This window comes from Pontibacillus salicampi (assembly GCF_042434395.1).
In the GTDB taxonomy this organism is placed as follows: Bacteria; Bacillota; Bacilli; order Bacillales; family BH030062; genus Pontibacillus; species Pontibacillus salicampi.
This window is the reverse complement of the sequence record NZ_JBHLTP010000013.1, coordinates 592,839-612,009: the sequence shown is the minus strand read 5'-3', so window position 1 is coordinate 612,009 and position 19,171 is coordinate 592,839. Positions and strand designations below refer to the sequence as shown.

Below are 19,171 nucleotides of genomic sequence, written 5' to 3'. Positions count from 1 at the left end.
GGCCCGGCTAAATAAAAAAGCTATACAGATAAATCTGCATAGCATACGACTGTTTAAATTTTTCGTAAGTATATTTCATCGAATAAATGATCATAATCCTTGTGCAATATTAAATCCGCTCTTGTTTTAGTGGGTTCAATATTCTCATATAGGTTTTTTAGGTTAATTCGCTCCCAGATATCTTTAGCGACCTGATGTGCTTCTTCATCATTAAGAGTAGAGTATTTATGAAAGTAAGACCGTTCGTCCTGAAACGCGGTATCTCTAAGCTTCATGAATCGATTAATATACCAGCTTTCTAGTGTATCCTCTTCTGCATCAATATAAATACTGAAATCGAAGAAGTCTGATACGAAAGTTTGCGGTGTTTTCTTTTTCTGCTTAGGCGTTTGCAGAACATTTACGCCTTCTACTATGACAATATCAGGATCTTCTATTACCTGTTCTTCCTCTAGTACATCATAGGTTAAATGGGAATATAACGGTGCTGTAACGATATCCTTGCCAGACTTCAAGTCGCCAAGTACCTTCAGCAGTTTTTTAATGTCATAGCTTTGCGGAAATCCTTTTCTGTTAAGAATGCCTCTTTCCTCTAATATCGCATTAGGGTAAAGAAACCCATCTGTTGTAAGTATATCTACGTTAGGATGGCTCTTCCATTGAGAGAGCAGCTCTTTAATGATACGTGCCGTTGTACTTTTTCCTACTGCTACACTACCTGCTACTCCAATAATAAAAGGTACCTTCTTTGTCTGCTGGCCGATGAACGTATCCGTAACAGTATGCAGCTGCTGATAAGCTGTGGCATAAAGATTTAACAAGCGACTTAAGGGTAAATAAATATCAGCTGTTTCTTGCAGTGTAATGTGGTCCTGGACACCTGTTAAAGACTCCAATTGCTCCTGAGACAACGTCATTGGAACATTATTACTTAATTCAGACCATTCTTGCTTATTAAACATCATGTATGGAGAAAACGTGTTATTTTGCATAGCCTACCTCTTCTACTTAAAATCATAAATGTATTATTACCTGTGCTCCCTAACACAATACCAAATTGTAGTAGAGCAATAAGGTAAAAATGAAGAACACTAATAAACAATGTACCAATCATCGCTGAAATATTCAAATAATTTTCACCGTAAATTGGCAAAAAGTATATCTCCCCACGACTCACCTTGACACGCAATTATAAAAAACCTGACCGAGGTCAGGTTAGATTTGAGTTAGTGGCTTATAAAAATTTCTGAAAGAGCATTTTCCAATTTAGGATATAAGTATCGAAAGCCATTTTGAGTCAGTTTAGAAGGGTGCACATGCTTTCCATAAATGATGAACTCACTCATTTCCCCATAGATTAATTTAAGTAGCCATTCCTGAAGAGGCAGCCAATTTGGGCGATGAAGCTTTTCGGATACAATATCACCAAAATCATTCATAGTTACAGGATTAGGGGATGTTGCATTAACCGGTCCAGTTATGTTTCGATTATCAATAATGTGGTGATATAATCTCACTAAGTCATAGGAATGGATCCAGGAAAGCCATTGCTCTCCTGAGCCTACCTTCCCGCCCATAAAATACCGATAAGGAAGTACCAGCTTCTCCAGCGTGCCACGATGATGGTCGAGCACAACTCCCATTCTTGCCGTTACCTTCCGGATTGATGGATCATTTAACAAGAGAAAGGTATTCTCCCAAATTTCACATACTTCGCTTGGAAAGCTGTTTAATAGAGGAAGACTCTTGTCTGAGAAGCTTTCTTCGTCCGCATAACCATAATACTCAATGGAAGATCCCTGAATAAAGGTGTGAGGCTTGGTTTGCATGTTCTGTACGATGCGTATCATTTGTCTTGTTGCTTGAATTCGGCTAGTCAGAATTTTTTCCTTCTTTTCCTCTGTCCACCGTTCATTATGTATCGGCTCTCCAGCTAAATTAATACAAACATCAATAGCTTTATCTGAAAAGAACATTACTTCACCGGTATTCGCCTGCAGCCATTTGACGTAGGTTATGTGTTGCTCATTCTCTTTGTTCTGTCTCGTCAGTACATACATGTGGTGACCTTGCTGGCCGAAATAACGTACTAATGCTTGTCCGATAAATCCTGTTCCGCCACTCAATAAAATATTCATGAAACGTCTCCTCTACCCCTTTCTCTATAGCACACTTTTCGGATATGATGAATAACGAGGTGAACATCATGTTAGAAAAACGGCTTTCCGTGTTTGGTTTTGTTATGTTTAGTTTATTTATATTCGTTACGATAGGGGTTAAAAATGCAGGCAGCTTGGAATACATACAGATACTATTAGTGTTTGCCTACGGTGTCCTGGTGCCTATCGGACTTGATTTAGCTCATACGAGGCGAACAGGGTGGTATATAAATCTACTGTATTTGCATCCCGTGGCATTGGTTTTTGCTGCAGGAAGCTTTCTTATCGAACCTGGGATTCTATCTACTATACTATCACTTCTATGGTTCATTTTCACGACCCTTATTAGTTCTTATGGCTTATGGTCCTTCCTTTATCATAAAGCGTGGACGAGAGTATATGAGGCGGTAATACATATGGGGATGATGTATGTGGTAATTGGGGGGTTTTGGCTCACCTTACATAGAACAGGGAAGCATGTTCTACACTTTCCAGACCTCATTGTTCTGTTAACCTCTATTCATTTCCATTATGCTGCTTTTGGTACCTTAATTGTATTTGGTGTTTTGGGGCAGAGAATATATTTCCCTCATGCTGTATCAGAACGATTATTCAAGCTCTCAGCAGGAGCTATGATAGCAGGTCCAATGCTTGTAGCCATCGGTATTACCTATGGTCCCTCTCTTCCGTGGCTTGAATTTGGAAGTGTAATTCTTTTTGTAGTTCCCATTGTGTCGGCAGCCCTTTTAACGCTGCGTTATTATGTGCCCATGATGCAGGACGCTATAGCCAAGCCGCTTATCATCATTGGTTGTCTGTCTTTATTTGTTTCTATGGCTTTTGCGTTTCTTTACGGTTATGAAGCTATTGGCAGCCTTTCCTTTGTACTAGGGATACCATTAATGGTATTCGTCCACGGAATGGTCAATGCATTCGGGTTCAGCTTCTGCATGCTGGCAGGTCTCTACATAGAAGAGAAAAGGCAGTAGCCCTGTAATGGGCTACTGCCTTTGGTCAGACTTAATATTGTGATAATAGGTATAACCTTTTAGAGCGACGAAACGGTTCTTACACACCTCTTTTATTTCCCCAAAGTAAAGCATGCACCTGTGGCAGCACTCGTACATGGTTCAGTTCACTTGACTGCATTACTTGGTCTATGAGCCACTCATATTGCTGTAATAGTTTCATAGCTAATTGCTGATCATTTGTCTCCTGTAGATCCTCGTTCCCTACTTGAAGAAAAAACGCCAGCTGCGGGTATCGTTTATGAACCATTTTAGCAAAGTCTATATCCTCCTCATTAAACACGACTACCTTTAAGCTTGTGTGGGAGGAGCGACCTGCATGTTCTAAACGATTTACTATATCATCTAGTTTATCCCAATTTGTAGACATGCGGGAGCTGGGCGGCTTAGGTGAGATGGTTAAATCATCTATAGCATTAAACCAATCTTGCCACACGCTTCCCTGCGTTTCCAGTGCAATTTCGCAGCCCTTCTCCTGCAGAAGATCCACAAGCTCATGAAGGTGTTTTAACAACGCTGGGTTGCCTCCAGAAATAGTAACATGATCGAAATAATCCCCACCTTTTTCGTGCAGAGAGGTATAAATAGCTTCAGCAGTCATTTTTCGAATGTCATCCTTTGCACTGCCATCCCACGTAAATGCAGAATCACACCAAGCGCAGCTGTAATCACAGCCTGCCGTACGAACAAACATGGTTTTTCTTCCTACTACCATTCCTTCACCCTGAATAGTAGGACCAAAGATTTCAAGGACGGGAAATTTATGCATCCTCCATCCACTCCCGTCTTACCTCAGCGTAACTGGTCGGCGTTTCATACAGCTTGACAAATTCCACCCTGGCACCGTCATACTTCCCAGTGTTCAAAGCATGAGCCATTTTTTCATAAATCCATACGACCATATTTTCAGCGGTAGTATTCATGGCAGGTAAGGTTTCATTTAAATAGCGATGATCTAGATGAACCTCTATCTGCTCCTTCCAAATAGTTTTGATATCTCCGAAATCCATCATGATTCCCGTTTCATCTACATAGCCGCTAATACCAAAAATAACGTGATACGTATGCCCATGAAGGTTCTTGCATTTTCCTTCATATAAATGGAGATGATGAGCAGCATCAAATGTAAATTCCTTGGACACCATCACTCGTTTGTTGTGATATTTTAGTTCCTTTCGATCAATGTCTTCGTCCAGCTTCTGTAATTGATCTACAATACGAAATCCATATTGGTCTAATGTCATGATGTCATCTCCCCTTGTTGCTCTAAATACGTTTCAAGCCCCTTCTTTCTCAGAATGCAGGCGGGGCATATGCCGCAGCCATCGCCTTTTTCCCCGTGATAACAGGTCAATGTATTCTCCCGAATATAAGTGAATGCACCCAATTGATCTGCGAGCTCCCACGTTTGCGCCTTATCTAACCACATAAGAGGCGTGTGAATAACAAATTCAGCATCCATAGAAAGGTTTAAGGTGACATTCAATGATTTGATGAACATGTCACGACAGTCCGGATATCCGCTGAAATCTGTTTCACAAACACCTGTAATAATGTGCTTTGCATCAATCTGATACCCCATAATCGTTGCAAAAGACAGAAACAACAGGTTACGTCCAGGTACAAACGTGGAAGGCAATCCTCCGTTCTCCCCTTCTGTTACTTCCATATCTGTTCTGGTTAGTGCGTTAGGTGTTAGCTGGCTTAAGAGAGACATGTCCAGTTCTGTATGCTTCACACCAAGATCATCTGCAATCCCTTTGGCAACCTCTACTTCTTGTGCATGACGCTGATTATAATGAAAGCTAACCGTTTCTACTTCCTCGAATTTCTGCAACGCCCAGAATAAACACGTCGTACTGTCCTGACCGCCGCTAAAAACGACAATGGCTTTATTATTTTTTTTCTCCATAAAAAAATTCCCCTTCCGTTTGGTTCGTTACGTAATGACTAGAGCAATATGCTCGTTCATTACACCAATGAAAGAGAGAATTCTATCCACCCAAAACTAATTCATGTGTATCATCACAAATAAAAAACACCATACCTAAGGAGGGCATAGTGAGTTCCTTAGTTTTTTATAGAGGGTGTAGCTAGAACCTCTCCCACGACAACTTTTTATAAAAGATGCATGGACTTTTCATTCATTTATATTTAATATAATATCATATTTACCTTTACTTCTCATCTGGATTTAGAAATATTCTTTCATTATGCCGTTTATTTCAATCTAGACCTCATTCATGTTAATCTATTTAATTAGGATGTATGATGTATAAGAAGAAGGGTAAAGTAAGGTATAGCCCTATCTATAAAGCAAATGCACTTATTCTACATTATCTATTTGGAAGGGGAATGTACTATGGCAGAGGATAATATGAAAGAAAGTTTGATGGATGCTGCTTTCGTAAAGAAACAGGAAGAAGAAAAAGAAAAGATTAAGGAAGAAAATAAAGCAAAAGTCGGGGACGTTATTTCCTTCAAAAAGGATGGAAAAAACGTTGATGGCGTTGTTACATCCGCAAAACTTGAAAACTCTGTAGTAGTAGACATGACAATTATGGACAACTTCAACGAATTAAACATGGACTATGAAAAAACCGTAATTGGTCATGGGAAATACACCATCAAAGAACGTGGCAGCAACCATGTAGACACAACAGAAGATAATCAACCGTAAATAACAAAGCCTCCCTTTTGAAAAAAAAGGAGGCTTTTTTTCAAATATAAGTGTATTCCATTAACAAGGAATGCACATACGCATACACAAACGTTTAGTCAAACATGTATTCATGTGTGTTGGAATATACATTTAAAACCAGTCCTATCGCAAACATAACGCCTAATATAGAGCTTCCGCCATAACTTATCAGTGGAAGAGGAATCCCTGTCATAGGTACAAGGCCTGTCGCCATCCCGACGTTCTCAAACACGTGAAAGGTTATCATCGATATAACTCCGACACATATATATGAGGCAAATTCGTCGTTAGCATGTAAAGCCGTTTCCACCATTCGATAAAGCAGCGCAAAATAAAGGGTTATGACGACCGCGGCTCCCATGAATCCAAAATTTTCACCGATTATACTAAAGATGAAATCATTATGTGCTTCAGGAACGTTCACAGCTGGAATCCCCTTCCCATTTCCCTCCAGCTCCCCCGAACCAATTGCCAGTGTTGAATTGTACACCTGAAAGGAATCACTTTGGCGATACTTCTCTGGATGAAGCCAGGCATAAATCCGCTTTAATTGGTACTCATCTACTCCAAGCTTTTCTATTAGCAGCTGTGGTTTATTTACAATAAAGTAAAGCAGCATTGCACATATACCAAAGCCTGCTGCAATCATCGGCAGTAATATTTTATACGTTATCCCCGACACGAAAAGCATTCCAAGTAATATGGCGATATACACTAGGGAGGTTCCTAAATCTGGCTGTTCCATAATGAAGAACAATGGAATGACGGTCATTACACCAAACTTCCCCATTAACCAGCTGTCCGACCAAATTGTAGCTGAAGGGAAATTCCTGTGATGACTGGCCACAACCCTACTCAAAGAAAGGATAAAAATAAATTTAAAATATTCAGAGGGCTGAACGGAACCAAGACCTGGGACCTGGAACCAGCTTTTTGCATTATTCACCGGGTCAGCAATAGATTCGGGAGCTACAAGTAAAGCGGCCAGTACTAGAATTCCCCCTATGTATAACACCCACGTTAACTGGTAAAACACCCTTATTTCCAATTTTATTGAAATGAATAAAATGACAAACCCGAGGCTGTACCAGATCATCTGCTTCACCATATAATTTGTCTCCACCTGATCCGTTGCCTGCGCACTATGAATCGACAAGAAGCTTACAATGGAAAAGAGAAATAATAGAAACAGCATCCAGTAATCGGTCTTTACACCCGTATTGAACATATCGTCATTCTCCTATAGATGGGATAGGATTACATAAATAATTCTTTACTGTATGACGAATGACTACTAGAAAAAGTTGCAGATTTAGGAAATTTTTCTCTCAGTACCTTGCATAGTTCACTACCGGGTGATACGATATATATGTAAAACAATGCTTATATTTTATTGACCGCTATTGAACATTAATCAGTACTGGAGAGACATCAAGGTTGGTGAAAATATGAATCCACAATTTAAAAAAGGTATTCTTGAGCTGTGTGTACTCGTTATCGTTAAACAGAAGGATCAGTATGGGTATGAATTGGCACAGAATCTAACCGAAAAAATTGCCATCGCGGAAGGGAGTTTATACCCACTGCTTCGGAGACTCACCAAGGAAGAGTACTTAAGCACGTACATGGCTAAATCCACAGAAGGTCCACCAAGAAAGTATTATCGTGTTACAGAGGCTGGTGAGAGGTATATGAATAACCTCATTGAAGATTGGCAGTCCTTTCAAACAAATGTCAGCCAGCTTATTAAGGAGGCGATGGAATAGTGCATCATCAAGATTATCTCGCTCATTTAGAAAGACATTTACATGGTCTGCCTGACGAGGAGAAAGAAGAAGTTCTCTCCGATTATAGAGAACACTTCGAGTTAGGGATGCTAGAAGGAAGACACGAGGAGGATATTGCCAAAGAACTCGGTCATCCTCGTGATATTGCCAAGGAGGTATTTGTAGAGCATCATGTAGAAGCTGCTGAAACGAACAAATCATTTAAAAGCTTAACCCATGTCCTGCTGTCCACAACTAGTTTAAGTTTATTGAATCTTATCATTGTATTAGGTCCGGCTGTTGCCGTATTTAGCATTTATATTAGCCTTTGGGCAGTTGCTATTAGTTTGTATATCGGGGCACTTGGCATATTTTTTGTAATGGATACCTCTGGGATGGAGCCCTTCTTTCTAGAATTATTCTCCTCGTTTATGCTATTAGGGCTTGCCATCATGCTAACGGTTACAGTGATAAAGCTCGGCAGCATACTATATCACCTATTCATTAGGTATGCGAAATGGAATATCAACATGGTAAAGGGGGATAAAGCGGCATGAAAAAGGCCTTTTTAATCGGATTAATCGTATTTATTGTAGGGATAGGGGGCGTCATGATTACGACTGTACAAGGTGGATCATTAAGCATTACCTCATTATTGGGTGCTACTGAAACATTTGAACAGACAAAAAGCTATCAAGCAGAAGAAGTTAAAGAGGTGTCTATCGAGGCTTCTTCGTCTGATGTCACTATACTCCCTTCCACAAATGATAAGGTAGAAATTCGTTTCTTTGGCAAAGGAGATAAAAAAACGATACAATCTCGTCATTTAGAAACATCGCTGTCAAACGGCTCGTTAGATGTTCGCATTGAAGACAAACGTAACTTCTCTATCGGCATTTCCATCCTAGAGCATACACTTGAAGTTCACCTTCCTGAACAGCAATATGAATCCCTTACTTCCCATATTTCCAGCGGAGATATTACCCTCCAAGATATCACAGCAGAGGATTTGAAGCTCGACACCTCCTCTGGAGAAATTCAATTGAATACGGTAAAGAGCGATAAAATGAATATACAGACTAGCTCTGGCTCTATTCAAGCATTAGAGGTAAGCGGAGACATGAAATTACACACAAGCTCCGGCAACATTGATGTAGAGGTTGAAGCTATTGAGCAGGACATGGATTTATCTACATCGAGCGGAGATGTAACGATAACTTCCACAGCTACACCAGAAAATATGGATTTAAGCTATGACAGCTCCTCAGGAGAAGCTGATATTAATTTCCCTCTTCAGTACAATTCGTTAAAGGACTCTAGTATGCAAGCAATCATTGGAGATGGCAGCCATGAGGTTGTGGTAGATACAAGCTCCGGGGATTTTACATTTCACGTACAATAGCTGATTGTCCTTGAGGAAAATAAGCCCCTCCTTCCCTTATGGGCGGATCTTTAAAAATACGGGCGAATTTCCTTATTTATGGGCGAATTATAAAAATTATAGGCGAATTTCTACATTTACGGGCGAATAGCACTATTTTATGAGCGCGCCACTCAAAAAGCTCCGCATCTTCGGTAGGAAGCGGAGCTTTTTTCATTATAGAACATTCTCGACAGGTTGAAACGAACATGCTGATGCCCGTTTTTCATTTATGCGTTTATTTTTAAATTCTTCTCAATATCTTCCAGAAACCACGTGTACACCTTACCTACAGTTAAATGACTGGATTGATCCAGCCTGTCTGTTTTTTTCCACTCTTTTGCTATAGATGCTGCTTCAGGGTAATATCGTTCCATTTCCATGAAATTGCGTCGATGCTTTTGCTGGGATTTCGTTAAGTCATAATACACATTGAGAACGATGGAGAAGTCCTCCAAATACTCCTTAGGCCCACTCATGTTCACCGGTTTCTGGCTCAAGAACGGGGTTGCATCATTTACATTCATACTTCCATTTCGACCATTTAGTGCAGCAAAATGGATATGACGAATACCACTCATATAAATAGCCCCGTAGGACAACGGACAGGGCTCTAAGGTCGACATAATCATGTATTGCTCTAAGTTTGTATGAATTCGCTTATCCAATTTCAACAAGGCATTGATTTCCGCTCGTGCCAAGTCATTATGGTTGATTACCGTGTAATAAGGCATTTCAAAACTAGCGCTTTTCCCACGTCCGACAATTTCATCTTTCTCGTTTATCACTACCGCTCCAACAGGTCGAGAACTGTCTTGAAAGGAATCCCAGGCTACCCTAAAGCATTCTTGCCATAATTCAGGTACGTTGCTCCACTTCAATGATTTCACCTTCTCTTCCGTGAATTTTTTATTTCCCCTGTGTTTCTCTCTACTAAAAATAGTTCTACTTCTTTGTAGCAATCTCCTTTTTCTTTTCAAAAATGATGAAGTAAGGTTAGATGTCCATACCCTTTATGACATCCTCCCATATACTATAGATAGTATTATGCATGGAAGGTGATAAAGTGAGTAAAGGTAGATACGACTATAGATTATGGACCTCTCTTCCCTATGCAGGAGAGACACATCCACCTAGTAATCCAGAAACTCCATATGCAGGATCATGGAGTACGTATTTTGTTCGCCGTAATGAAGACGGACACTTTACCAGGTTAAATGGCAGCCCTATAGACTTAGATATAGCTCCACCTAACGTAATTAATTGGGAAGCGCAGCTTGTTAAAGTAAAACGTACTATACGCAGACTAACCAATACAGAAAGAGAAATTGCAGCTTACTGGGGTTCAGGTCCAGCGACTAAGCAATGGTCACCGATTGTAGATATTTTAATAGATACGTATGGAGTGGAGGCCCCAAGAGCAGCAAGAATCCTCGGTGCTTTAGATGCCGGGCTCAATGATGCCATGGTCGTTGCATGGCATCTGAAGTATAAATGGCTTGTAGCCAGACCTAATCAATTAGATCAGGAAATGGTTACGTATATATGCACCCCTAGGCATCCAACCTATCCTTCTGGTCATGCCACAGTAGCTGGAGCAGCTGAGGTGATTCTCCGTTATTTTTTCCCAGCAGAAGGAAAAAGACTTAGACAATTAGCAGAGGAATGTGCCGCTTCCCGATTATTTGGCGGTGTTCATTTCCCAATTGATAACACAGAGGGATTGAGACTTGGGAGACAAATCGGTTCCATCGTAACAGAAGTCTTGCACGAAGAACGCAATGTAGAAAATGAACCAATTGATAAGCCATATCTGGATAACAAACACGCAAAGCTATTACCGCCCCCATACGAACAAGCCATCCCATTCGATTACCCAGATGACTGTCAATCTCTAGTGGAAGGACAATCGTCACAGCAGCCTAATACCGATACCGTACCAAAGCCTAAGCTGTTCTTTTAAAAGGTGCCCTGAAGTAGTTTTCAGCTGAATACCTTTCTTAACCTAATGATAGGGCCATTGGAAAGCAGAGTCATTCCAGCCCAATCAATTTCTCTACTAAAATCCCTCCAAAACTTCGATAGTGATCTTTAACTGATTCTTATAGAAAAAAAGGAGCAGCACAAGCGGCTGCTCCTTTTTCATTACCAGATTTGTTCTACGTATTCTGGATGATCTATAAATGGATTACGGTTTCCTTGATAATCGGAGAAGATGATATCATTCCGGCGTTCCTCAAAGGTGCTGACTGGGTCTTGCTCATGCCATTGCTTCAGTGTTGATAACTTGCCAAGTTGAGAACCGCTTGTTCCGGTATAGTTCGCAACTTCCAAATCAGGTTCGCCGCTTCCCCCTTCATAACGAACTGCCATATAAAACACCATTCTGGCTACGTCGCCCTTTACTTCATCTCTTGGTTCCCACGAATCCGCGTCGGCATAAGTACCAGCAGCCTCCCCTTGTGCGGAGCCGCCATTATCAAAGTCTTTGTTCCCTCTTGAGGAATTGACTGTGGAATCAGTAGGTCGTAAATGGTGTATGTCTGTTCCTGCTCCCATCGTTGTACCGAAATCACCGTGGGATTTTGCCCAAACGTGTTCGCGGTTCCAATCATCTATGTTTCCACCATTCTCATATTTGGATTGAGACCTGCCGGTGTATAACAACAGTACATTAGAGCTATTGTAAGGGTCCTGATCAGTTACTCTCAATGCCCCCCATACATCATCGTATGATAATTCTGTATGATCATCGATGATAGTATGTAACTCTGTTTTCAACGAGGAGCCCGTCAGACCAGAAGCACTGTCATAATAGCTTCCACTTGTATCACCACCATCATTCCCATTACCACCATTGTCCTGTTTCGTCTGAATAGAAGTGACGTATTCGACACCATCGTGACTGAAATAGTCATCACGTTCTCCGCTTACTTCAATAAAATCTCCCATGTTATCAGGGTTGTTCTGCAGACCATATTCACTGCGATATTGACTATCAAGCTTTATATAAATCATATCACTCTGCTGTGTTTCATTAGGGTCATCAGCTAAAGCAAGTGCGTAGTTACTTGAAAAATTACTTTGCTCTACATGGTACACAGAAGTTGGGACACCAACAATATAACCTTCCACTGTTACCTTAGTTCCGTCGTACTCCTTCATAGCTTCCTGAACGGTAAGTGCCTCAGCTGCATGGGCCTGCTGTAAAGGGCTCACTAATAGAACCATACTTACTACGACAAACAGAAACTGCTTCACTTGCTTCATTTGAATACGTCACTCCTTCTATCAATATGGTACAGAGCGTTTCGCCCTGCCACTCTCTTCATCGGCCGGGAACGATTACAGTTATATAAGTCGAAAGATTCTATATGAGAAATGAGCCCATTCCACCAAAAGTTTTCCAGATCACAAATACTTCTAATCCTTTGGATGCATATATCGCCTTTACGAGCGCATGATTAGAGAACGCATCAAATAATTGATATACTTCAACTGTAAAATCTTCATCATACTAATTGGTATGCTCAGAAAGGGGTAGATATCATGACAACTATGCAACAGCAGTACAAGGAGTATATTGAGAAATTTAAACAAAAGGCTCCCGCAGAAATGCAGGAGCAAATGAGCCAAGCTATAGAAGAACTTGAAAATTCCTCTGAAGGTAAAGGATTGAAGGTCGGACAGGAGGCTCCCGATTTCACACTACCTGATGCAAAAGGTTCCCAGGTAAACCTATATGATGTGCTGGAGGATGGCCCTGTCATCGTAACATTTTATCGAGGCGGCTGGTGCCCATATTGCAATATGGAACTTAAGGCATACCAAGATATTCTAGAAGACATCCATGGAGCTGGTGGACAGCTTATCGCAATTAGTCCACAAACACCAGATGCCTCTCTATCTACTCAAGAGAAAAATGATTTGCAATTCCACGTCTTAAGCGATGAAGGAAACAACGTGGCAGATGAATTCAACCTTGTCTATCACCTTCCAGATTATTTAATCGACATTTATAAAGAAAAAGAGTTCGGATTGGAAGAAAAGAACAATGATAATTCTTGGACTCTGCCTGTAGCAGCCACTTATGTCATTTCTAAGGATGGTACTATTGCATATGAATATACAAAAGCAGACTATAAAGATCGTGCAGAGCCATCTGAGGTGCTGGAGGAATTAAAGAAAGCCTAAATTAGGCAGCTTTATATAAAGAAGAAAAGGGCTATATCACTTTTTTTCGAGTGATATAGCCCTTTTTATACCAGCATATTAAAATGTTTGTGCAGCATCTTTCGCACGAGCGATAGCATTCTCTTTAATTTCTTCAGCCTTATCTGGCATTGCAGCATGTCCTTCTACAAAAACTTTCTCGAAGGAAGGTACTCCAAAGAATTGCATCACAGTGTTTAAGTAACGATGCCCTGATTCCATTCCCGCTGCTGGACCTTCTGAGTAAATACCACCGTTAGATTGAATATGAAATGCTTTCTTATCCGTTAATAGTCCCACCGGACCTTGTTCTGTATATTTAAAGGATTTCCCTGCAACAGCTACAGAATCAATGTAAGCCTTCATAAGAGGCGGGAAGGAGAAGTTCCACATTGGATTTACAAATACATATTTGTCTGCAGCGATAAATTGCTCGGACAGTTCACCTAAACGATTAATTTTCTTTTGTTCTTCTGCAGATAGTTGATCACCTGATTGTAATTTTCCCCATCCATTAAAGATATCCGCATCAATGTGTGGAATATACTCATTATACAAATCAATGTGGGTTACCTCATCTGCTGGATTAGCTTCTTTGTATGCATCCATGAATGCTTTCCCTACAGCCATGCTATAAGAAGCAGTTTCGTCATGCGGGTGCGCGGTAATATACAATACGTGTGCCATAATGTTAGCTCCTTTTTTGAATATGATAGTTTATTATTTCTAGATTTACTGTAATTAACAACTATCTCGAATTCATTTATTTTTAATTCAAGATAATAATATAATACGCCCTTTGAAATTGCAAGAGTTTTGATTACATAAAAAAAAAGACCTCTTAAAGGCCTCCTTCTATTGTTGCTTTTCCTGATTCAGATAAGGGTTGCCGCTAATATTTCTTCGTGCTTCTTCTGTTACATTTACTTCTACTTCTTCCATCATTACTTCTTCATTATGCAAGCTTCCATCATAATGGACTGGTTTATCCACATCCTTCACCTCCATACATAGTTGTTGATCATGAAGGAGAAACTGTTCATGTACTTCCTACTATGTCCTTCGTTATATAACCTATTCACCATAGCACCGGAAAAACCCTAGTGCTTTTCATCTAAAAATAGCGATGTAAAATCTTCACATCAGTATTTTTAGCGGATTTACAAATTATTTAAAAATTAATTTAAATGAAAGGGTTCGCTTTTATAACATCATGTGTTAGAATTCTTAACATAAGGAATCAAAGATGTTTTTCCCCCAGGGATAAACACTAAATACATTGAGGAAAAAGAGAGGAGACCTTATGAGTTACACTAAAGAAGGCGTTAAACAGGAGATGCTAGATAACAAGGTTGAATTTATCCTACTAGAATTCACAGACATGCTTGGGTACACAAAAAATGTTGAACTACCTATTGAAGAAATGGATAGCATTCTAGACAACGAAGCTATGTTCGACAGTTCTTCCATTTCCGGTTTTTCTGATATACAGGAAAGTGATATGTATTTAGTACCGGATTTAAACACCTTCAAGATTTTACCTAATAAAATAGACGAAGACCGTACCGCACGCTTCATCTGCGATATTTATACACCAGATGGCACTCCATTTGAGGGTGACCCTCGTCAAATCCTGAAAAGAGCTGTACAAAAAGCAGAAGATATGGGCTATTCCGTCAATGTTGGTCCAGAACCTGAATTTTTCCTTTTCAAGCTTTGCGAGGATGGTTACCCAATTCGTCAACGTAACGACCGTGGCGGTTACTTCGACGCATCTCCAAAAGATAAAGGAGATAAAGTACGTCGGGACATCGTTCGTGTTCTAAAAGATTTCGGTTTCGAAATGGAAGCGAACCACCACGAGGTAGCTCAAGGTCAGCACGAAATTAATTTCCGCTTTGATGATTTACTAACAACAGCAGATAACATTCAAACTTTTAAAAATGTAGTAAAAGATGTGGCATCTAACCATGATTTTCACGCTACATTCATGCCGAAGCCAATTGCTGGTGCGAACGGCTCAGGAATGCACGCCCACCTTTCTCTTTTCAAGGATGGGGAGAGCGCATTTGCTGATGAAAATGCAGAGGACGGCATTTCTCAAACAATGAAGCATTTCATGGCCGGTATTCTTCACCACGCTAGTGGTATTTCCGCAATTACAAACCCTAGCGTAAACTCATACAAGCGCCTTGTACCAGGTTATGAGGCTCCTGTTAGTGTAGCATGGTCTCACTCTAACCGTAGCTGTATGATTCGTGTTCCATCCACTCGTGGAAAGGGTACTCGTTTTGAGGTACGTAACCCAGACCCTACAGCAAACCCGTATTTAGCACTAGCTGTATTGATTCACGCTGGTTTAGAAGGTATTCGTCAGGAGCTAGACCCAGGCGCTGCAGAAACTCGTAACCTGTATGAAGTAGTGGACGAAACCGTACCAACTCTTCCAACCAATTTGAAGGAAGCAGTTCACGCCTTAAGCAAGGATTCAGTCCTTATGAATGCACTAGGCGACCACACTTCCAGCATCTTTATCGAAGAAAAACTAGCTGAATGGACAGAATATTCCCTGCAAGTAAGCCAATGGGAAATTGATCATTATATGAACCACTAATTATGCTATACAAAAGCCCTGCATCCGACTTGGACGCAGGGCTTTTTTCTGCCTACTCTGGCGACTGGCATTCATAGGAATAAGCTAGGCATTGAAACCCGTTCCGTTCTAGAATCGGTCTACTCATAGGGCTAGCATCCACCATTAGATATGGATATCCCTGTTCAGCTGCTTTCTGAGCCCTTGCAGCTAACAATGCTGTATAATAGCCCTTTTTTCGAAATTCAGGCAGCGTAGAGCCTCCCCACAAGCTAGCAAAGGAACTATTTTGTTCAAGGTACATCCAAGCACCACTAACCAGAGCTCCTCCCTCCCATACCCCATATAAAAATAAAGAGTCTGGGTGCTCCTGCTTATCTCTCCACAGCCTCCGTCCCAGCTCCTGATGGGAGGTACCCCATATCTCCTCCTCTAGAGCAATGAGAGATTGGATCTCCTCTTGTGTAACGAGTTCTTTTACAGCGATTTGGAAGCCAGAAGACAAATCTTTATTCGTATGGTCGATAACCATTAACGCTTCCTCCTCTTCTGTAATGAAGCCATGTGCTTCAAGCAACTCTACAAGGTTGTCCGGCTTATCATAGCTGTATACCTTCCATTCAAATGGTTCCCCACGCTCCTGAAAGAAATCTATTTGCTTTTGAATAACTGCTGCTGCATTTTGCATAGTTATTCGAGAATCTAGAATAAACCCCCGCTCTTTATGCTGGGATACATGCCTCACTACCTCCCCGGTATCTTCCCTTATGTAACCAGGTGTTACCGCTTCTGCTCTTAATTCCTTATGAAATACCTCTAACAATTTCTTCCCATCCATCTTCTCTCACCATCCTCCCTCTTATATTCTGCACTCCTTCACAAATTCCTTTTCTAATTTAACCCGAGGCGCGTCAAAAGAAATATCTATGTACAAAGGGTGCTCCCTAACCTACCACATCTCCTGAAGCTTTCCCCCTTTTTTTCTCTAATGGGTAATCTGTAAAAATTGCATCCACCCCTAACTCCATCATACGTAACCAGTTATCCTTATCGTTTACTGTAAACACACGTATAGGGATATGTAATGCTTTGGCTCTTTCCAGGAGACTAGGACTGATTAGTCGATAATGACAGTGGAGGGCATTGGCATTGTATTTATGTAACTGTTCTATCGGGTCCTGTTGATTCTCCATGCATAATAAAGCCCTCTCCACGAAAGGTGCTAATTGAGACACCTTCTGGATGCTTTGTGGTACAAACGAGGATAGGATAATTCGACTCTCCATATTGTATTCCTGAATAATGGACACTACTTTCTCCTCTAGACCAGCATAGGGTATCACATCATTTTTTAACTCTATATTTACCTGTAATGAGGTAGGCTGTAATAATCTCAGCACCTCGTCTAAAGTAGGTATGCGCTGCATACTAGGGTAGGGAAACCACCCGCCTGCATCGTACTGCTTCAATTCATGCAAGGTAAAATCTTTCACATACCCAGCTCCATTGGTCGTACGAGTGATCGTTTCATCGTGTATTACAACCATTTGTCCATCCTTAGTCAGTTGAACGTCTAGCTCCACGCCATGCACGCCATCATCAATGGCCTTTTCAAATGCGATCATCGTATTCTCCGGATAAAACCCACTACTGCCTCTGTGAGCAAAAATGTTCATCATGCATTCTCCTTTTCCCATAGCTATTCATAAAAGGCTCTACTCTGAAATAAAGATGGATAACTGCTGTTTCATCCTTTTTGAGGGCGTTTAAGGATAGCAATAACAGCACATTCATACAGAGTAAAGCATTATAAGTAAGCACCACCCTTATAGAGTGGTGCTGCTAGTTACTTAGTTGGAGCGCTCAGACACTTCTATTGCACGATTTGTCTGTTTAGCTGCTTCTTCTAAAGCATCCTTTGGCTCTGTTCCTTGATAAAGTTTCTCTAATGCGGTGACTACATGCTTTCTGGATTCAGGGAAAACAGAAATGAGCGCACCCTGCGTAGCCTTGGTGGATTTTGTATCCTGAAGCTGATTCACTGTAACTTGAAGCTGTGGATACTTTTCATACTCTTCGGTTACAATACTTTCTTCGTATGCATCAGGATTAATAGAGAAATAGCCTGTTTCCACATGCCATTTCGCTTGGACCTCAGAAGTCGTTAAATATTTCATAAACTCCCAGGCTGCCTGCTGCTTTTCTTCTTCAATTCCATTAGACATCCAGATAGAAGCACCACCAATAGCTACTCCTTCTGGTTCTACATCATCAGGGTGAGGGATATAGGCCACTCCAACTTCAAAATCAGAATTGTCAATGATTCCTCTCACACCAGCAGAGGAGTCCATATACATAGCCGTTTTGCCAGATTGGAATGCCGCACGAATATCATCCCATTTGGAACCAAAGTTACCAAATGCGCCCTCTTTATTCAGATCATTTAAGAAATTAAATACTCGTTGACCTTCTTCCCCACTAAAGGTTGCTTCCTTAGGAGTACCTGCTCTGCCGTTTTGTTCATTTACGTAATATCCACCTTGTGTATAAACAAGCTCCTCAAAAAACCAGCCATGGTTTAACATGGAGAAGCCATACTGTTCTACATTACCGTCCTTTGACACAGTTAGCTTCTGTGCTGCATCCTTCATTTCACTGTACGTGCGAGGAGGGTTTTCTGGGTCAAGGCCCGCTTCTTTAAATGCATCCTTATTGTAAATAAGCACAGGAGTAGAGGAGTTGAATGGCATGGAATACATCTTCCCGTCTACTGTATAATAATTCGTTATGTTTTCTTCCAACTGAGAAGTATCGTAGTTATCTTCGTCTATGAAGGTTTGCACCGGCTCAACAAAACCACTGTCGATCATATATCTTGTCCCAATTTCGTACGTTTGAATAATAGCAGGCGCATCGTTGCTGCCGCCAACGCTTCTAAATTTCGTTAATGCTTCATCGTAAGAACCTTGATATTGCGGATTTACTGTTATATTCGGATTGTCTTCATTAAAATTCGCTACAATCTCTTCCAGCGTGGTTTGCGTATCGCCGCCCATGGCGTGCCAGAAAGTAATTTCTGTCTGCTCTCCACTAGAAGCCTCCGTATTCTCACTCTCTTCGGTGGAAGCATCCGCCTCCGATTGTGATTGATTTTCTTCAGCAGTACCGCCACTATCATTACTACAAGCTGCTAGTACTATGACTACGAATAACGCAATCATGCTTAAACTCCACTTGTTGGAAAATTTCATATTTCTGCACCCCTTTTATTTTTTCATCATTCATGAACAAC

The 19,171-nt window shown here is 40.8% G+C and carries 21 protein-coding genes and 1 riboswitch; of the genes, 8 read left to right on the top strand and 13 right to left on the bottom strand.

Annotation, left to right across the window (positions count from 1 at the left end):
- Positions 1-53: 53 nt before the first annotated feature.
- Together coaA and ACFFGV_RS18445 are read right to left on the bottom strand one after the other, a co-directional pair.
- The gene (gene coaA / locus ACFFGV_RS18450; RefSeq protein ID WP_377351008.1) at positions 54-992 is read right to left on the bottom strand and encodes a type I pantothenate kinase; all 939 of its coding nucleotides are present in this window, start codon (positions 990-992) and stop codon (positions 54-56) included.
- A gap of 234 nt (positions 993-1,226) precedes the next feature.
- Positions 1,227-2,138, bottom strand: a complete 912-nt coding sequence (locus ACFFGV_RS18445; RefSeq protein WP_377351006.1) for a TIGR01777 family oxidoreductase — start codon at positions 2,136-2,138, stop codon at positions 1,227-1,229.
- Between the two features lie 68 nt (positions 2,139-2,206).
- Between ACFFGV_RS18445 and ACFFGV_RS18440 the strand changes: the two genes are divergently transcribed.
- Entirely contained in the window at positions 2,207-3,148 is a 942-nt protein-coding gene (locus ACFFGV_RS18440) for a YndJ family protein (protein WP_377351004.1), read from the top strand.
- 79 nt (positions 3,149-3,227) lie between these two features.
- Here the strand turns inward: ACFFGV_RS18440 and queE are convergent, their stop codons facing one another.
- From queE to queC, 3 genes are read right to left on the bottom strand one after another with little or no spacing between them, the layout of a single operon-like run.
- Positions 3,228-3,956 (bottom strand): 7-carboxy-7-deazaguanine synthase QueE, encoded by a 729-nt coding sequence (queE, locus tag ACFFGV_RS18435; RefSeq protein ID WP_377351002.1) that lies wholly within the window; start codon positions 3,954-3,956, stop codon positions 3,228-3,230.
- Complete coding sequence (gene queD / locus ACFFGV_RS18430; protein ID WP_377351000.1) at positions 3,949-4,431, bottom strand: 6-carboxytetrahydropterin synthase QueD; 483 nt, start codon at positions 4,429-4,431, stop codon at positions 3,949-3,951. The genes queE and queD overlap by 8 nt, the downstream gene beginning before the upstream one ends.
- Entirely contained in the window at positions 4,428-5,099 is a 672-nt protein-coding gene (gene queC / locus ACFFGV_RS18425) for a 7-cyano-7-deazaguanine synthase QueC (RefSeq protein WP_377350998.1), read from the bottom strand. The genes queD and queC overlap by 4 nt, the downstream gene beginning before the upstream one ends.
- 152 nt (positions 5,100-5,251) lie before the next feature.
- Positions 5,252-5,296, bottom strand: a riboswitch (PreQ1 riboswitch).
- Positions 5,297-5,549: 253 nt separating this feature from the next.
- Here queC and ACFFGV_RS18420 point away from each other — a divergent pair.
- Complete coding sequence (locus ACFFGV_RS18420) at positions 5,550-5,867, top strand: DUF2187 family protein (protein ID WP_377350996.1); 318 nt, start codon at positions 5,550-5,552, stop codon at positions 5,865-5,867.
- A 94-nt stretch (positions 5,868-5,961) separates the two neighbouring features.
- Here the strand turns inward: ACFFGV_RS18420 and ACFFGV_RS18415 are convergent, their stop codons facing one another.
- Positions 5,962-7,116, bottom strand: coding sequence for an FtsW/RodA/SpoVE family cell cycle protein (locus ACFFGV_RS18415; protein WP_377350994.1), 1,155 nt, complete (start codon positions 7,114-7,116; stop codon positions 5,962-5,964).
- A gap of 220 nt (positions 7,117-7,336) precedes the next feature.
- Here ACFFGV_RS18415 and ACFFGV_RS18410 point away from each other — a divergent pair, with 220 nt between their 5' ends.
- From ACFFGV_RS18410 to ACFFGV_RS18400, 3 genes are read left to right on the top strand one after another with little or no spacing between them, the layout of a single operon-like run.
- The gene (locus ACFFGV_RS18410) at positions 7,337-7,654 is read left to right on the top strand and encodes a PadR family transcriptional regulator (protein WP_377350992.1); all 318 of its coding nucleotides are present in this window, start codon (positions 7,337-7,339) and stop codon (positions 7,652-7,654) included.
- Positions 7,654-8,211: an HAAS signaling domain-containing protein gene (locus ACFFGV_RS18405; protein ID WP_377350990.1), complete on the top strand. Its 558-nt coding sequence runs from the start codon at positions 7,654-7,656 to the stop codon at positions 8,209-8,211. Before ACFFGV_RS18410 ends, ACFFGV_RS18405 begins: the two co-directional genes overlap by 1 nt.
- On the top strand, positions 8,208-9,056 hold the full coding sequence (locus ACFFGV_RS18400) for a DUF4097 family beta strand repeat-containing protein (protein WP_377350988.1): 849 nt from the start codon (positions 8,208-8,210) through the stop codon (positions 9,054-9,056). The genes ACFFGV_RS18405 and ACFFGV_RS18400 overlap by 4 nt, the downstream gene beginning before the upstream one ends.
- A gap of 248 nt (positions 9,057-9,304) precedes the next feature.
- Here ACFFGV_RS18400 and ACFFGV_RS18395 read toward each other — a convergent pair whose 3' ends face one another.
- Positions 9,305-9,955 (bottom strand): deaminase, encoded by a 651-nt coding sequence (locus ACFFGV_RS18395; RefSeq protein ID WP_377350986.1) that lies wholly within the window; start codon positions 9,953-9,955, stop codon positions 9,305-9,307.
- A gap of 185 nt (positions 9,956-10,140) precedes the next feature.
- On the opposite strand from ACFFGV_RS18395, the gene ACFFGV_RS18390 reads away from it, so the two are divergent.
- On the top strand, positions 10,141-11,037 hold the full coding sequence (locus tag ACFFGV_RS18390) for a vanadium-dependent haloperoxidase (RefSeq protein WP_377350984.1): 897 nt from the start codon (positions 10,141-10,143) through the stop codon (positions 11,035-11,037).
- A gap of 182 nt (positions 11,038-11,219) precedes the next feature.
- Here the strand turns inward: ACFFGV_RS18390 and ACFFGV_RS18385 are convergent, their stop codons facing one another.
- A complete protein-coding gene (locus tag ACFFGV_RS18385; protein ID WP_377350982.1) occupies positions 11,220-12,344 on the bottom strand; it encodes an endonuclease in 1,125 nt (374 codons plus the stop codon).
- A 279-nt stretch (positions 12,345-12,623) separates the two neighbouring features.
- Here ACFFGV_RS18385 and ACFFGV_RS18380 point away from each other — a divergent pair, with 279 nt between their 5' ends.
- Positions 12,624-13,268, top strand: coding sequence for a peroxiredoxin-like family protein (locus tag ACFFGV_RS18380; RefSeq protein WP_377350981.1), 645 nt, complete (start codon positions 12,624-12,626; stop codon positions 13,266-13,268).
- A 78-nt stretch (positions 13,269-13,346) separates the two neighbouring features.
- On the opposite strand, the gene ACFFGV_RS18375 is transcribed toward ACFFGV_RS18380, so the two are convergent.
- Both ACFFGV_RS18375 and ACFFGV_RS18370 read right to left on the bottom strand, forming a co-directional pair.
- Positions 13,347-13,973 carry an FMN-dependent NADH-azoreductase gene (locus tag ACFFGV_RS18375; protein ID WP_377350978.1) on the bottom strand — a complete coding sequence of 209 codons (627 nt, stop codon included), beginning with the start codon at positions 13,971-13,973 and terminating at the stop codon, positions 13,347-13,349.
- A gap of 168 nt (positions 13,974-14,141) precedes the next feature.
- The gene (locus ACFFGV_RS18370; protein ID WP_377350976.1) at positions 14,142-14,279 is read right to left on the bottom strand and encodes a hypothetical protein; all 138 of its coding nucleotides are present in this window, start codon (positions 14,277-14,279) and stop codon (positions 14,142-14,144) included.
- A gap of 310 nt (positions 14,280-14,589) precedes the next feature.
- On the opposite strand from ACFFGV_RS18370, the gene glnA reads away from it, so the two are divergent.
- Positions 14,590-15,900, top strand: coding sequence for a type I glutamate--ammonia ligase (glnA, locus tag ACFFGV_RS18365; protein ID WP_377350974.1), 1,311 nt, complete (start codon positions 14,590-14,592; stop codon positions 15,898-15,900).
- Between the two features lie 52 nt (positions 15,901-15,952).
- Here glnA and ACFFGV_RS18360 read toward each other — a convergent pair whose 3' ends face one another.
- The 3 genes from ACFFGV_RS18360 to ACFFGV_RS18350 form a co-directional block, all read right to left on the bottom strand.
- Complete coding sequence (locus ACFFGV_RS18360) at positions 15,953-16,717, bottom strand: GNAT family N-acetyltransferase (protein WP_377350972.1); 765 nt, start codon at positions 16,715-16,717, stop codon at positions 15,953-15,955.
- 106 nt (positions 16,718-16,823) lie between these two features.
- Positions 16,824-17,558 carry a glycerophosphodiester phosphodiesterase gene (locus ACFFGV_RS18355; protein ID WP_377350969.1) on the bottom strand — a complete coding sequence of 245 codons (735 nt, stop codon included), beginning with the start codon at positions 17,556-17,558 and terminating at the stop codon, positions 16,824-16,826.
- 171 nt (positions 17,559-17,729) lie between these two features.
- Positions 17,730-19,130: an ABC transporter substrate-binding protein gene (locus ACFFGV_RS18350; protein ID WP_377350967.1), complete on the bottom strand. Its 1,401-nt coding sequence runs from the start codon at positions 19,128-19,130 to the stop codon at positions 17,730-17,732.
- Positions 19,131-19,171: the final 41 nt, after the last annotated feature.

Coding starts and splice junctions, on each gene's coding strand:
- ACFFGV_RS18445 (WP_377351006.1), bottom strand. CDS start 2,138: ATGAATATTTTATTGAGTGGCGGAACAGGATTTATCGGACAAGCATTA.
- ACFFGV_RS18355 (WP_377350969.1), bottom strand. CDS start 17,558: ATGATGAACATTTTTGCTCACAGAGGCAGTAGTGGGTTTTATCCGGAG.
- ACFFGV_RS18385 (WP_377350982.1), bottom strand. CDS start 12,344: ATGAAGCAAGTGAAGCAGTTTCTGTTTGTCGTAGTAAGTATGGTTCTA.
- ACFFGV_RS18415 (WP_377350994.1), bottom strand. CDS start 7,116: ATGTTCAATACGGGTGTAAAGACCGATTACTGGATGCTGTTTCTATTA.
- ACFFGV_RS18410 (WP_377350992.1), top strand. CDS start 7,337: ATGAATCCACAATTTAAAAAAGGTATTCTTGAGCTGTGTGTACTCGTT.
- ACFFGV_RS18440 (WP_377351004.1), top strand. CDS start 2,207: ATGTTAGAAAAACGGCTTTCCGTGTTTGGTTTTGTTATGTTTAGTTTA.
- coaA (WP_377351008.1), bottom strand. CDS start 992: ATGCAAAATAACACGTTTTCTCCATACATGATGTTTAATAAGCAAGAA.
- ACFFGV_RS18380 (WP_377350981.1), top strand. CDS start 12,624: ATGACAACTATGCAACAGCAGTACAAGGAGTATATTGAGAAATTTAAA.
- ACFFGV_RS18420 (WP_377350996.1), top strand. CDS start 5,550: ATGGCAGAGGATAATATGAAAGAAAGTTTGATGGATGCTGCTTTCGTA.
- ACFFGV_RS18350 (WP_377350967.1), bottom strand. CDS start 19,130: ATGAAATTTTCCAACAAGTGGAGTTTAAGCATGATTGCGTTATTCGTA.
- queD (WP_377351000.1), bottom strand. CDS start 4,431: ATGACATTAGACCAATATGGATTTCGTATTGTAGATCAATTACAGAAG.
- ACFFGV_RS18360 (WP_377350972.1), bottom strand. CDS start 16,717: ATGGATGGGAAGAAATTGTTAGAGGTATTTCATAAGGAATTAAGAGCA.
- queE (WP_377351002.1), bottom strand. CDS start 3,956: ATGCATAAATTTCCCGTCCTTGAAATCTTTGGTCCTACTATTCAGGGT.
- ACFFGV_RS18400 (WP_377350988.1), top strand. CDS start 8,208: ATGAAAAAGGCCTTTTTAATCGGATTAATCGTATTTATTGTAGGGATA.
- glnA (WP_377350974.1), top strand. CDS start 14,590: ATGAGTTACACTAAAGAAGGCGTTAAACAGGAGATGCTAGATAACAAG.
- queC (WP_377350998.1), bottom strand. CDS start 5,099: ATGGAGAAAAAAAATAATAAAGCCATTGTCGTTTTTAGCGGCGGTCAG.
- ACFFGV_RS18375 (WP_377350978.1), bottom strand. CDS start 13,973: ATGGCACACGTATTGTATATTACCGCGCACCCGCATGACGAAACTGCT.